Source organism: Psychrobacter sp. AntiMn-1 (assembly GCF_001854065.1).
In the GTDB taxonomy this organism is placed as follows: Bacteria; Pseudomonadota; Gammaproteobacteria; order Pseudomonadales; family Moraxellaceae; genus Psychrobacter; species Psychrobacter pacificensis.
Genome location: NZ_CP012969.1, coordinates 2,721,023 through 2,734,026, shown reverse-complemented (window position 1 = coordinate 2,734,026; position 13,004 = coordinate 2,721,023). Strand labels below are relative to the sequence as shown.

At 41.4% G+C, this 13,004-nt stretch carries 14 protein-coding genes; 4 read left to right on the top strand and 10 right to left on the bottom strand.

Features of this window, described 5'->3' with window-relative positions:
- The first annotated feature begins 526 nt into the window (after positions 1–526).
- On the top strand, positions 527–1,024 hold the full coding sequence (locus AOT82_RS11825; protein ID WP_071003176.1) for a hypothetical protein: 498 nt from the start codon (positions 527–529) through the stop codon (positions 1,022–1,024).
- 18 nt (positions 1,025–1,042) lie between these two features.
- Here AOT82_RS11825 and AOT82_RS11820 read toward each other — a convergent pair whose 3' ends face one another.
- Entirely contained in the window at positions 1,043–2,866 is a 1,824-nt protein-coding gene (locus AOT82_RS11820; protein WP_071003174.1) for a bifunctional ADP-dependent NAD(P)H-hydrate dehydratase/NAD(P)H-hydrate epimerase, read from the bottom strand.
- Positions 2,867–3,102: 236 nt separating this feature from the next.
- Here AOT82_RS11820 and queG point away from each other — a divergent pair, with 236 nt between their 5' ends.
- Positions 3,103–4,266, top strand: a complete 1,164-nt coding sequence (gene queG, locus AOT82_RS11815) for a tRNA epoxyqueuosine(34) reductase QueG (RefSeq protein WP_071003172.1) — start codon at positions 3,103–3,105, stop codon at positions 4,264–4,266.
- 139 nt (positions 4,267–4,405) lie between these two features.
- Here queG and lysM read toward each other — a convergent pair whose 3' ends face one another.
- From lysM to AOT82_RS11785, 6 genes are all read right to left on the bottom strand, one after another.
- Positions 4,406–4,915, bottom strand: a complete 510-nt coding sequence (gene lysM / locus AOT82_RS11810; protein WP_071003170.1) for a peptidoglycan-binding protein LysM — start codon at positions 4,913–4,915, stop codon at positions 4,406–4,408.
- A 258-nt stretch (positions 4,916–5,173) separates the two neighbouring features.
- On the bottom strand, positions 5,174–5,410 hold the full coding sequence (gene acpP / locus AOT82_RS11805) for an acyl carrier protein (protein WP_071003168.1): 237 nt from the start codon (positions 5,408–5,410) through the stop codon (positions 5,174–5,176).
- Between the two features lie 264 nt (positions 5,411–5,674).
- Positions 5,675–6,403: a 3-oxoacyl-ACP reductase FabG gene (gene fabG / locus AOT82_RS11800; protein ID WP_058025367.1), complete on the bottom strand. Its 729-nt coding sequence runs from the start codon at positions 6,401–6,403 to the stop codon at positions 5,675–5,677.
- A complete protein-coding gene (gene fabD, locus AOT82_RS11795; protein WP_071003166.1) occupies positions 6,400–7,368 on the bottom strand; it encodes an ACP S-malonyltransferase in 969 nt (322 codons plus the stop codon). The genes fabG and fabD overlap by 4 nt, the downstream gene beginning before the upstream one ends.
- A gap of 423 nt (positions 7,369–7,791) precedes the next feature.
- Positions 7,792–7,974 carry a 50S ribosomal protein L32 gene (gene rpmF / locus AOT82_RS11790; RefSeq protein WP_057758809.1) on the bottom strand — a complete coding sequence of 61 codons (183 nt, stop codon included), beginning with the start codon at positions 7,972–7,974 and terminating at the stop codon, positions 7,792–7,794.
- Positions 7,975–8,290: 316 nt separating this feature from the next.
- Positions 8,291–8,884, bottom strand: coding sequence for a YceD family protein (locus tag AOT82_RS11785; RefSeq protein WP_071003164.1), 594 nt, complete (start codon positions 8,882–8,884; stop codon positions 8,291–8,293).
- A 182-nt stretch (positions 8,885–9,066) separates the two neighbouring features.
- On the opposite strand from AOT82_RS11785, the gene AOT82_RS11780 reads away from it, so the two are divergent.
- Together AOT82_RS11780 and AOT82_RS11775 are read left to right on the top strand one after the other, a co-directional pair.
- Positions 9,067–9,810: an elongation factor P hydroxylase gene (locus AOT82_RS11780; RefSeq protein WP_071003162.1), complete on the top strand. Its 744-nt coding sequence runs from the start codon at positions 9,067–9,069 to the stop codon at positions 9,808–9,810.
- 232 nt (positions 9,811–10,042) lie between these two features.
- On the top strand, positions 10,043–10,663 hold the full coding sequence (locus tag AOT82_RS11775; protein ID WP_071003160.1) for an L-threonylcarbamoyladenylate synthase: 621 nt from the start codon (positions 10,043–10,045) through the stop codon (positions 10,661–10,663).
- 202 nt (positions 10,664–10,865) lie between these two features.
- Here the strand turns inward: AOT82_RS11775 and rplQ are convergent, their stop codons facing one another.
- From rplQ to rpsD, 3 genes are all read right to left on the bottom strand, one after another.
- On the bottom strand, positions 10,866–11,225 hold the full coding sequence (gene rplQ / locus AOT82_RS11770) for a 50S ribosomal protein L17 (RefSeq protein WP_025644362.1): 360 nt from the start codon (positions 11,223–11,225) through the stop codon (positions 10,866–10,868).
- 19 nt (positions 11,226–11,244) lie between these two features.
- Positions 11,245–12,252, bottom strand: coding sequence for a DNA-directed RNA polymerase subunit alpha (locus AOT82_RS11765; RefSeq protein ID WP_071003158.1), 1,008 nt, complete (start codon positions 12,250–12,252; stop codon positions 11,245–11,247).
- Between the two features lie 81 nt (positions 12,253–12,333).
- Positions 12,334–12,975: a 30S ribosomal protein S4 gene (rpsD, locus tag AOT82_RS11760; protein ID WP_025644367.1), complete on the bottom strand. Its 642-nt coding sequence runs from the start codon at positions 12,973–12,975 to the stop codon at positions 12,334–12,336.
- Positions 12,976–13,004 lie beyond the last annotated feature (29 nt).

The following is a 13,004-nucleotide window of genomic DNA, read 5'->3' as shown; positions in this document are numbered from 1 at the left end:
GATAACAGGATATTTATACCCAAATACTATGCATAAGTTACTAAAACTTATAACAGAGGCTTTGGCGTACTTTTTTATAACCAGTACTGTATCGTATTTTGCACAATTGCCAGAATTACATTTAGCACAGTTCAAATAATAAGTTTATCTTAGTCATTGTAGACAGATAAGTCCGGAGACAATGTATAGTTATGAGTAGCCAATGCTACGTGTGCTATATCATCATCACAAAGAAAATAACACTGCATAAACTACCGATAAGTAGCTCGTAGTAATCATTTTCAAGTGCCACGGCAATATCATAAAAGCCGTTCACTGACCAATCAACTTCTATTATATTCGATGGTTTGCCCGCTATTGTCAAGAAAAACTTCTAAAGCCTATCCCAAACTATTAGTTATTAAATAATATACATTGATAAGTATTATTTGCTAGAATCGAAAGTCAGTATATTACTACTGTCAACCAAGCATTCAAATGTTATATTTATACGAATCTGCTTTTATCAAACAAAAGGATTGCTGCTATGGCATATGCGTCTAAAATAGCGACTGCTGCTAAATGGCTAACGAGTACCACCTGTATGCTAATGCTATCCATGAATGCCAGTCAGGCTATTCAAGTTTATAAATCCATTGGTGCATATGGCGAAGTTAAATATAGTCAGCACGCGCCGCAAAATGGTAAAAACGTTGAGTTGATTGAATTTCGTAGTGACGGTAGACAAAATAACGCCGGACAAATGGCTGGCAAAACAGACCCCAGCCAAAGCAATAATACTCAAACGGCAGAAGAACAGCGCGTAGCCGCACTTGAAGCACGTATCAAAGAGCAAGAAGCTCAAGCCAATGCCCAGCGCTGCCAATCGCTACGTAACAATTTAACGAATCTAAACGTTGGCGGACGTATCTATGAGATGGATGCAAATGGCAAGCGTCAGTACTTAGATGGCCGTGAGATTGAGCTAAAGCGTGAACGCGTACAACAGGCGATCGACCAGTATTGTAGCGGCTCTACAACCTAGTCGACCCAATAGTGAGGGTTAGTCGACCATCACTAGCTGCATAACATGGCGAATGGCTGCTGGCATATCTTGCGCTTGTAGCCCTCGTTGTCCAATCAATAGCTTATTGTCACGATGATATTCATTACCTTGATTAACCAGTGTGTCCCCTGAAAATCCATGAATAAGCGCTGCCTGAGATAAACTGTACGACTCTGCTGCTAAGTCTTGTTGTGCTAATAATCCAGCAATCACTCCAGATAGAATATCGCCCATGCCAGCAGTTGCCATACCAGCATTGCCCGCATCACAGACATATACTCGCGCTGGTCCTGATTTTTGCTCCAAAACTAGCGACCCTGCTCCCTTTAATACCCAGTCACCACCATAAACTGCAGCGCATTGTTTTATGGATCGCAATCTATCACTTTCTACCTCGCTTATTTTTTGATCGAGCAATCTAGCCGCTTCGCCGCTATGCGGTGTTAAGCAAACCTGATGGCTCATGCTATATTCACGCAGCGCTGTCACCAATTGGTGATTGTCCGCTTGTAACGATGCCAAATGGTAAAGTCCATCTGCATCGATCACTATTGATTTTTCATGAGCTATGGCAGCCTGTATATAGTCGATAAATAACATTTTTGCTTTTTCGTCACGGCCCAATCCCATACCAATCGCGATAACACTGGCTTGTTTGATAAGTGCCTTTACGCCATCTGTATCGTGCAGATTGATAGTCATCGCATCAGGCAATGAAGTTAATAATGCACCATGAAAAGCCTCATGACAGGCAACAGTTATTTTACCAGTGCCAGTTGCCATGGTGCTTGAGGCAGACAGTATCGCAGCACCGCCCATCCCTTGAGAGCCATCAACGCGATTTCCACCAATGATTAGCGCATGACCGTAGCTACCTTTGTAACTGTTTTGGCGGCGCGGCTTCATACTATGTGCAGCCGTCAGCAGTATGGCAACAGGTTCAAATGCTTCAATAGTATTTTGCTTGGTATTTTTATCAGATATTTTGTGAGGTCTAGCTGTTTGATAAGGTATTAACGGTATATCGATTATGTCTCCGCTATAATCCGTACCGTCTTTGGTGTGCAAACCAAATTTGCGCGCAATCAGACATAAGGTGACATCAGCTTGTACTGCTATACGATCAAAGACCGCACCAGTAGAAGCCACCAATCCACTTGGAATATCGACGGCGACTGCTAGTGCGTTTTGTTGCTGAGTAGTACGATTAAAAGCGCTAATAGCCTCTTTATAGACACCTTCTGGCGCACGATCTAGCCCAATCCCAAACAGTGCGTCAATATAAATGTCAGCTAATAAAGCCATTTTCTCTGACTCATTGTGACTGCTATGAATCTCTTCGAAGCGTTGATAATGACAGTTGGCAGATATTGCTATCTGTCGCGCTTTGTCAGCATCAGTTATATGGTCACTATTGTGGTCTTTCTTATTAGAGATGGCCGACTGAGTACGAGTATCAAAATCATTGACATCAAAACCGACAGTGACCACTTCTACTTGCCAGCCTGCTTGCTGCAAGTAATAAGCAATGAGCCAACCGTCCCCGCCATTATTACCCTTGCCTACCCAGACACTTACTCGGCGCAAACGCTCCGCACGATGATAAACGTTGGTATTAGCAGAATGATTAGCATTGAGACATTTTTGTTCATAAAGCAATTCTATCTGCTGTGCCATTTGCCAAGCTGCTTGCTGCATTAAGCCAAAACTATCATATCCTTGAGCAAACCACGCTTGCTCCATGGTATAAATTTGCTCACTACTATAAAGCGCAATAGGTTTTGTATTTTTTATAGGTGATAAATTGGTAAAATTTTTCATTTATTATCCTCGGCCATGTTTTTCTGACATTTTTATAGTGTTGAAAGTCTAGTTTCTAAACTTTGGTATCAGCTTAGCAAAAGCTCATGTCTACTTATGTATCAATATGAATGTGAGTTTATTTTCTTTTCTACTTGCGCTCTATGCTCACTGTCTTATCATAATGGTGCTCACACTGCCACTGATTGTGAGAAAATACCATTCTAAAAATAGACCGCCAATAAGCACCTATCTCTATGCCTACCGATAAAAACAAGATTGCCGTTAGTAACTCGATAGTCTTTGCAACAACAGCAGATGTTAAACAATGGATCAAAACGCAAGCGCAAACATTAGGATTTGCTGACTGTGGGTTTTTATCTGTCCATCATTCACTGTTTACTAAGCAAATCGAACAGCTACAAAAATGGCTCGATAAAGGCTATGAGGGTCAATTGCAGTTCATGCATAACAACCATCATCTGCGCGCTCATCCTGAGCAATTGGTAGAGGGTGCAAAAACCATTATCAGTGTGCGAATGGATTATCTCACTCAGGCACCAACACCGCGTGCTGTCACAGACAACGACCATCCCAACCAAGGCATCATTGCGCGTTATGCAAGAGGTCGTGATTATCATAAGACAATGCGTAGCCGTTTAAAGCAATTGGCTCTGAATATCGAGGCCATGCTTCCTGAATGGCAACATCTCGATATTGGTTCAGATAAAGAGTTTGTTTTTAGACCCTTTAGTGATTCTGCGCCTATCTTTGAGCGGCCTATTGCCGATGCTGTTGGTCTGGGCTGGACAGGTAAGCATACGTTATTAATCAACAAACAAGCTGGCTCATTTTTTGTGCTAGGTGAGCTGTTTTTAAGCTTAGAGCTGCCCGATGACCAGCCTGTTAAAGAGCATTGTGGCAGTTGTAGCGCTTGCATTGATGTATGCCCTACCCAAGCGATTGTAGCGCCTTATGAGCTCAATGCCTCTGCCTGTATCTCTTATTTGACGATTGAACACGATGGTATTATTGATACCAAGTATCGACGCGCGATTGGCAATCGGGTGTTTGGCTGCGATGACTGTCAGCTGATCTGTCCATGGAATCGTTATGCCAATCTGACTACCGTTGAGGACTTCGCACCAAGGCATGGTCTCGATAACAGCAGTTTGCTTGAATTATGGCAATGGCAAGAAGCAGATTTTTTGAACAACACACAAGGAAGCCCGCTCAGACGCACAGGCTATATCAATTTCTTACGTAATATTGCTATTGGTCTTGGCAATGCCAATGCCAGTTTGGACGTGGTTGAACAGTTAAAATCCAAGCTCACTATACACAATGCTATGCTCGACGAGCATATCGAGTGGGCCTTGGATGAGCAGCAAAAAAAGCTGAAAGACAGCACCCAAGTCTAAATACTTCAAGTATTCGCCACTATTAGAACTTCATATCCATTGCTATATCATTTTAAATAATAAAAAAGCCTCTTATAAAAGAGGCTTTTTTATCATCGATTTTTTGTACAAATTATTTATTGCTTATACCATCAATTTGTTATGGCTTAGGAATGCGTAACACTTGACCTGGATAAATCTTATCTGGATCAGATAGCATTGGCTTATTGGCTTCAAATATCTTCATATAATCGCCAGACTCACCGTAAACATCTTTAGCAATCTTAGATAAGCTATCGCCAGATTTTACCGTATACATCGTTGACTCAGGTGCATCTTCTTCGATATCGATATTATCAATAACCTTTGCAACATTTTGTACGTTACCAATAGCAATAATTGCTTTTTCACGATCAGCTTGAGTTTTCGCGTTACCGCTGATTTCTGCTGTATCTGTAGAGCCGTTATATTTGATTTTTAAATTACTGATGTTTAGATTCTGTTGTTGTATACGACGCAACAAAATATTAGCAACGGATTGTGCTGAAGGTTCGCTACTTTGTACTGGTGTATTGGCATCTGCCTTGGTCTCTGATTTGGCATCATGTTTCTCGTCATCACGATTAAAAATTTTATCGCCGATATCTTTTGCAAAACTGAACATACCCATATAATTGCTCCTTGGAATATTGTTATTTATTATTCATATTTATTTTCGGTGGTGTGTTATTGAACATCACCGTGCTTTGTACTGTCTACCATGATGAGTATAGACAAACGAACCAAACGTGAATAGTAATAGTATGTTGAGTAATGTTAATTGACGTAGCTTATGTTAATGCAACCGATCAATTAAATCACCCTCATAAAAAAACCGCCTATCTATTAAGATAAGCGGTATTATAAAATTTGCTAAACAAATGGCAAATTATAGCTGGGCTTGTACGTAATCAATTGCTTTTTGAACAGTAGTCAATTCTGCAGAGTCTTCGTCAGGAATAGTGATACCAAAATCACTTTCAAAAGACATCACCAATTCAACTAGGTCCAACGAGTCCGCACCTAGGTCTTCCATGAATGAAGCATCGTTATTGATGTCTTCAACGTTCATACCTAGTTGCTCAGCAACTGCTGATTTTACTCTTAGCTCGATATCATTACTCATATAGATTACTCCATTATCATCTATTATTTTTAATAAACTGCTATTGTGCCTTATTTAAGCTCTATAGCATGATATATAAAATGTATTTGCCAGATCAGCATTGCTGTCTGAGTACTCTATGACTTGTTACACAGTCTGTCTAATAAAGCCCTGTTATCATACAGGGCTTTGACTCAAAAGTATTCGTAATTATAGCACCCTTTATTATAGTTTACACTCGTTCACACAGTTTTTTATTATAACTATGTAACGTTCGTGTATTGACTACATATACATGCCACCATTGACCGGAATGACCGCGCCGGTGATATAGCTGGCTTCATCACTGGCTAAGAAATGTACTGCTGCTGCGATGTCTTCTGGTTGACCAAGACGGCTGATAGGAACGGCATCTAGCATAGAATTCAATAGGCGCTCGTCGAGCTCATCTGTCATATCAGTCTCGATTAAACCTGGTGCCACGCAATTGATAGTCACTTGGCGTGAACCGATTTCACGTGCAAGCGTACGACTGAAACCTTCTACACCAGCTTTAGTCGCGGCATAGTTAGATTGACCTGCATTACCCATTTGAGCAACAACAGAGGTGATATTAATAATACGACCACGGCGCGCTTTCATCATACCGCGTACTGCGCGTTTGCTCATGCGGTAAACTGAGGTCAAATTCGTATCGATGACATTTGACCAGTCATCGTCTTTCATACGCATTAGCAGACCGTCTTGCGTGATACCTGCATTGTTAACCAATACTTGTACCGCTCCATAGACGCTTTCGATCTCTTCAAACAATTTATCAATTTGAGTAGTATCACGTACGTCTAAGACGCGACCGATACCACCACTATCATGAAGATAGTCATCAATAAGTTCAGCACCTTTTTCAGTGGTTGCTGTTCCAATGACAAAATGTCCTTCTTTAGCAAAGCGTTTGGCAACTGCCTTTCCGATACCGCGACTCGCGCCAGTTACTAATGTAATCGTACGGCTCATGATAACACCTCTAATAATTTCTCTAGACGGGCAGGCTTGTCTGTAGGATAGCTTGCGATTGGCTGCGCTTGACGCTTAGCCAAATTGCTTAATACGTTGCCACTGCCACATTCGATTAATAGATTAATTTGCTTATCGGCCAGTTCCTGCATGGTTTTTGACCACAGTACTGGCTCACTCAGCTGTTCAGTCAATGCTTGTTTGATACCTACTGCACTGGTTTCAACACGCGCATAGCGATTTTGAATCACAGGAATGGTCGCTTGATCAAATTGAATACCTGCTAATATCTCAGCTAAGGCATTACTTGCAGGCTCCATTAATGCACAATGAGATGGCACACTCACTTTTAAGGGCACAGATTTTTTGCCCGTATTTTTGACTTTGTCGATGACAGCGTTAACGCCAGCTGCGTTACCCGAGATCACTACCTGTCCTGGGCTGTTGAAGTTAGCAGCGCCAACAATGGCACCCTCGACATGCTCTGTTGCTTGCTCACACAGATTTTCGACTCGGTTGTCTTCTAGTCCTAACACGGCAGCCATAGCAGTATCGACACCTACAACGGCCTCTTGCATCAACTGACCACGCTTATGCACTAGGGTGACGGCATCACCAAGCGATATCACATTGGCAGCACACAGGGCGCTGTACTCGCCCAGAGAGTGACCAGCTAAATAGCAAGGCGTCTCTTCTATTTTTTGTTGTAAGACACGCCAAATGGCAATGCTAGCTGTCAGTAGCGCTGGCTGAGTATACTCGGTTTGATTGAGTTTTTCTTCATCCTGACAGATTGCCCACAAATCCTCACCAAGCGCCTCACTCGCTTCGGTAAATGTATCGCGTATCTCTGGGTAGATTTCAGCAAGCTCACTCGTCATCGCGACTGCTTGAGATCCTTGTCCAGGAAAAATGACCGCGATACGAGCGGGTTGCTTTTTTACCATATCGGGTACAGAAGCCATAACCAATATCCCTTATCTGATTAGAAATATCCCTAAAATAATGGGGTGTATTATATTATTAGATGTGATACAAAGCCGCTAGTTCAATTATTTATCTAAGAAAACGGATTGCCAGTAAACTATACACTGACACACACTATTATTATAGCGGATGCAGACCAAACAACGATAGGAAAACACAGTACCAATCAAAAGCACTAACGATTGAGTACGCGTTTCTATCTGCTAAAAACAAAAAGTCATCTAAGCAATGAGTTTAGTGATAAATAACAAAAAGCCAAGTTATCCAGCCACATAATATATGATAGCGAAATAACTTGGCTTTTTTTAGCTCAAAGCTTATTGACTAATGATAGCCAGGTAAATACAACAACAGTCACCAGTACTGTCACTATTTTACCTAGCTATCATACGGCCAATGTCTTAGGCATCTTGACTAACTTTGAATAGCTGACGACCACGGTAGAAACCATCTTTAGTCATGTGATGACGACGATGTTTTTCACCAGTAGTAGCATCTACGCTTAGTTCAGCAATTTCCATACGGTGATGTGAACGGCGCATGTCACGACGAGAACGGCTTTTACGACTTTTTTGAACAGCCATGATATAGCTCCTATACTTAAAAGGGATAAGCTTGAAATTCAGCTTAGTCGATACTGACAGAGGCTATATAATCACAACAACCTAAGTCTGAAGCATCATTAGTTAAATAGATTGTTACTTACATAAAGCGCTAACTATGTCTGAAATTTATGAAAAATTTACCTAGTCAGCTTCTATCAGCACGCAACAGGTTGCTCGAATGCAATAAACCGGACATTATACGCATGTTTATTAGATTAATAAAGCCCTGCCTTGCACTCTTCTGTACAAAGCAGATAGAAGGCTTCTCAAATACTTGAATAAATAAATTTGGCTCTTATAGCTTACCTTTTAAGGAGGCTAAAGCAGCGAATGGATTTTCATTCTCTTCTTCTTCTGGTATCTCGCCAAACTGCTCAACTGACATTTCACAATCATCATGCTTCGGCGCCATTGGTATTTTGAGCAATATCTCATCTTCTACCAGTTTTTTAAATGGTAATAGACGCTCCGGAGACTGCTCAGTGACGATTTCATCAAGTAATAAATAATCTTGCTCTTCATCAATCAAGCGTACTTGGCTATCATTCTCTAGTAATGCAATATTATAATCATCAGATAAGTCTATCGCAATTGGTTGTAAACAGCGTTGACACGTTAGCCAAACATCACCTGTCAACGTAAATGCCAAATGCAAAACATTATTACGGCGATAGAGTTCAGCATTTAGTTGAGTGTTTGACTGATCATGCTCGGCGCTCAACGTCGCGGCAAGACGTTCAAAAGAGTTTGGATCAACTTCTCCTGACCACTCAAAACCCGTGTCTGCCCATTTGTCCAAAGAAATGTGCTCAGGCATGCTAGTAGATACAGGCGCTTTTTTATTGTCAGCGTAAGGTGCTGACGGTTTAGTTTCTGGAGTGCTTGACATGCGCGGCCTCATTCATAAAAACGGTGTATAATATTGCCTGCCATACTAACGGAAAGTGCCATATTCTGCTAGCGCTAGTATGTTAAGATTTTTTGATAGCAAATATGTTCAAGCTTTTTTACTACTTACTTTTTTACCTAAAATTTTTTGCCTTTAATATTTATTAAGTCAATGTCTTCTCTATGAATCTACCTGATAATAAAATTAATTTTTCTGATTTACTTTCTCCTGCTACAGCAAGTTCGTTGCTGCAATATCTTACTCAACTAGATCGTCATACTGAAAATGCTCTTAGCAATAGACTGTGCCTCGATGAAGATGAGTATTTAAGAGAATGGAGAAGTCAGTGGCAAAAGTTATCTACTACTCAGCCTGACAATACTTACTCAGCAGGATTGATAATTGATAGCGAACGATTAGCCACTGATTGGCTCATACAGCTATTTAATACTTTATTTACTAACCAGCAAGTGATATTGGTTCGTAGTGAGGGTGAGCCAGAGTATTTCCCTGCTCAAGACAATGAGCCTGCCAGAATTGAATTCGCTCATGGATTTTTTGCCAGTGCCCTGCACGAGATCAGTCATTGGTGCCTGGCTGGTGACGCTCGTAGACAATTACCTGACTTTGGCTACTGGTATGCTCCAGACGGTCGGACAGAAGCTCAGCAGCAAGCATTTGAGCGCGTAGAGATCAAACCACAGGCATTAGAATGTTTATTCACCTTAGCGTGTGGTCGAAACTTCCAAGTCTCACAAGATAACTTGTTTGCCGACTTCGACACTAGCAGTAGCACCTTTGCTAGTGATGTCTACCAGCAAGTAGAAAGCTATATAACCAAACCTTATACTCTGCCGCGTGACGCTAAGACTTTACTGACTGCTTTAATTAGCGTTTGTACTCCTTCATCTGAAATCAACGCTTAATTCAAATTACTAAGTGTTCCTACTTATTAACGATTTTCTACGGTTGGTAACGCCTTGCCACTAAACTTATATTTGCTTTAAGCTATACTGATAACTAAAGTAGTATATTAAAAATACAGATTTGCTTAATTTTTAAAATAACTTTTTTAATATGTCTAATGATTGAACTACATCTAATTAATGAAAAAATTGTCTCAATTAAAAACCAATAATTATAAAATAAGGAACCATTATGGAAGTTTTCTATATTCATCCCGATAACCCTCAGCCACGTCTCATTGAACAAGCCGCTGACTTACTGCGCAAAGACCAGTTAATCATTTACCCAACCGATACCAGTTATGCTTTTGGTTGTCGACTAGGTGCAAAAGACGCTTTGACTAAGCTCAAGCAAATTCGTGAGCTTGACGATAAGCATCAATTTACACTGTTGTGCCGCGATCTAAGTGAGATTGCCACTTATGCTACGGTCGATAATGTCCAATTCAAACAACTAAAAGCGCATACTCCTGCGCCGATTACTTTTATTTTGAATGCCACCAAAGATGTCCCAAAAAAGCTCGCTCATGCTAAGAAAAAGACCATCGGTATTCGCGTACCGAGCAATCCTATCGCACAAGCACTATTAGAAGCGATGGACGAGCCTATCTTGACCAGCTCACTTATTTTACCTGATCGTGACGATATTTTAGATGATCCTTTCGATATCGAAGAGCTATTAGATAATCAAGTTGATGGTCTGATAAATGCTGGTATTAAGACTACTAAGCTGACTACTATCGTCGATATGACCAGTAGTCAACCTGAGGTTATCCGGCAGGGCGCGGCGGATGTCAGCGACTTGTTACTATAAAGGCTTTACGTTATTTGTATTTTCAACTGCTCACTAAACGTAGGGTGCGTTCCATATGCCGATTGCCTTTAAGAACCACTTAAATATTAAAGCATAAAATGCAACTTACAAACAATGTAATAGTTTTAGATCTAAATTTCAGACATAAAAAAAGCGCCAATAAATTGGCGCTTTTTTGTATAAAACCTAAACGGCTTATAGACTAGTCGCGGTCAACTAATTCTACATAAGCCATAGGTGCGTTATCACCATCACGGTGACCACACTTAACGATACGCAGATAACCACCTGGACGCGTTTGGTAACGAGGACCTAACGTGCTAAATAGTTTACCTACCATAGCTTTGCTGCGCATACGGCTAAATGCCAAGCGACGGTTAGCAACGCTATCTTCTTTTGCTAGAGTAATTAATGGCTCGGCAACGCGGCGTAATTCTTTAGCTTTTGGTAAAGTTGTTTTAATCAGTTCATGCTCAAACAATGAGTTGGTCATGTTCTGGAACATTGCTTTACGATGACTGCCGGTACGACCCAGCTTGACTCCACTCTTACGATGGCGCATAGTCAAATATCCTTAATGTTTAACGGCTGCGATAAGAGAAGCGATCATCAACCCGCAGGTCAGCTGGTGGCCAGTTATCTAGGCGCATACCAAGCTCTAAATCTTTAGACGCCAAAACGTCTTTGATTTCGGTTAATGACTTCTTACCAAGATTTGGGGTTTTTAGAAGTTCAGTCTCTGAACGCTGTACCAAATCACCGATATAGTAAATGTTTTCAGCTTTTAAGCAGTTGGCTGAGCGAACCGTTAGTTCAAGATCGTCCACAGGGCGTAATAGCACAGGATCGACCTCTTCTTTCTCTTTCACAGGCTCAGGCGCTTCTTCAGCTTCTAAATCAACAAAGATTGAAATCTGTTGTTGTAAAATAGTGGCCGCTTTACGAATTGCTTCTTCTGGATCTATAGTGCCATTAGTTTCAAGCTCAATGATAAGACGATCAAGGTCAGTACGCTGTTCAACACGAGCGTTCTCTACTTGATAAGCAACCCGCAGTACTGGGCTAAAGCTTGCATCAAGCTTTAAGCGGCCAATCGCTTTGGTATCACCATCTTCACGGCGCTGATTTGCTGGCTCATATCCACGACCCATCACTACGCGCAGACGCATCTTAAGATGACCGCGCTCACTCAACGTACCCAATACTAACTCTGGGTTAATAATGTCTACGTTGTGCGGCAATTCAATATCTGCAGCAGTAATGGTGCCTGGACCTTGTTTATCCAAGGTCAAGAATACTTCATTTTGGTCATGAAGTGTAATTGCCAAGCCTTTTAGATTCAAAAGCAGGTCAAGGACATCTTCTTGCAGACCCTCTAAAGTTGAGTATTCATGGTCAACACCATCAATCTCAGCTTCGATGACTGCAGCACCAGGTAATGAAGATAACAAGATGCGACGCAGGGCATTCCCTAAGGTATGACCAAAGCCGCGTTCTAACGGTTCGAGCGTGACTTTCGCAATCGTCTCGTTAACCGTATCCACGTTAATGGCATTCGGCGTTAGAAACTCAGTTGCATTTAGCATCATGATGTCACCTCGATTTGTTTATCTGGATTAATTAACGTTAATGGCTCAATGCTATAAGCATAACATTGAGCAGTACGTTACTTACTTAGAGTATAGCTCAACGATCAAGCTTTCGTTGATTTCAGCAGGTAGATCAATACGATCTGGAGCATGTTTAAACGTGCCCTGTAGTTTGCTGTTGTCAACATCAAGCCATTCTGGAATACCACGTTGTGATGCTAGTTCCATAGCGTTTTTAATACGTAGCTGTTCGCGAGACTTCTCTTGAATAGCAATGACATCACCATCTTGCAACTGGATTGATGGAATGTTCACACGAACAAACTCATCACGGCCAGCTTTTTTTACCATAACAGTGCGATGGCTGACTAGCTGACGTGCTTCAGCGCGAGTTGAGCCAAAGCCCATGCGGTATACCACGTTGTCCAAACGACTCTCAAGCATAGCTAGTAGGTTCTCACCCGTAGCACCGCGCTTACGCGCCGCTTCTTTGTAGTAGTTTGCAAATTGACGCTCAAGTACGCCATAGATACGCTTAACTTTTTGTTTTTCGCGTAGCTGTAGAGAATACTCTGAGCTCTTGTTACGGCTTACACCGTGCTGACCGGGTGGACGACCAGCTTTCTTTGTTTTAACATCATACGGCTTAACACCAGACTTAAGGCCTAAGTCAGTGCCTTCGCGACGTGATAATTTGAGTTTTGGTCCAATATAACGGGCCATTGTTCTGTCTCCTTTAAGCTCTTATTATT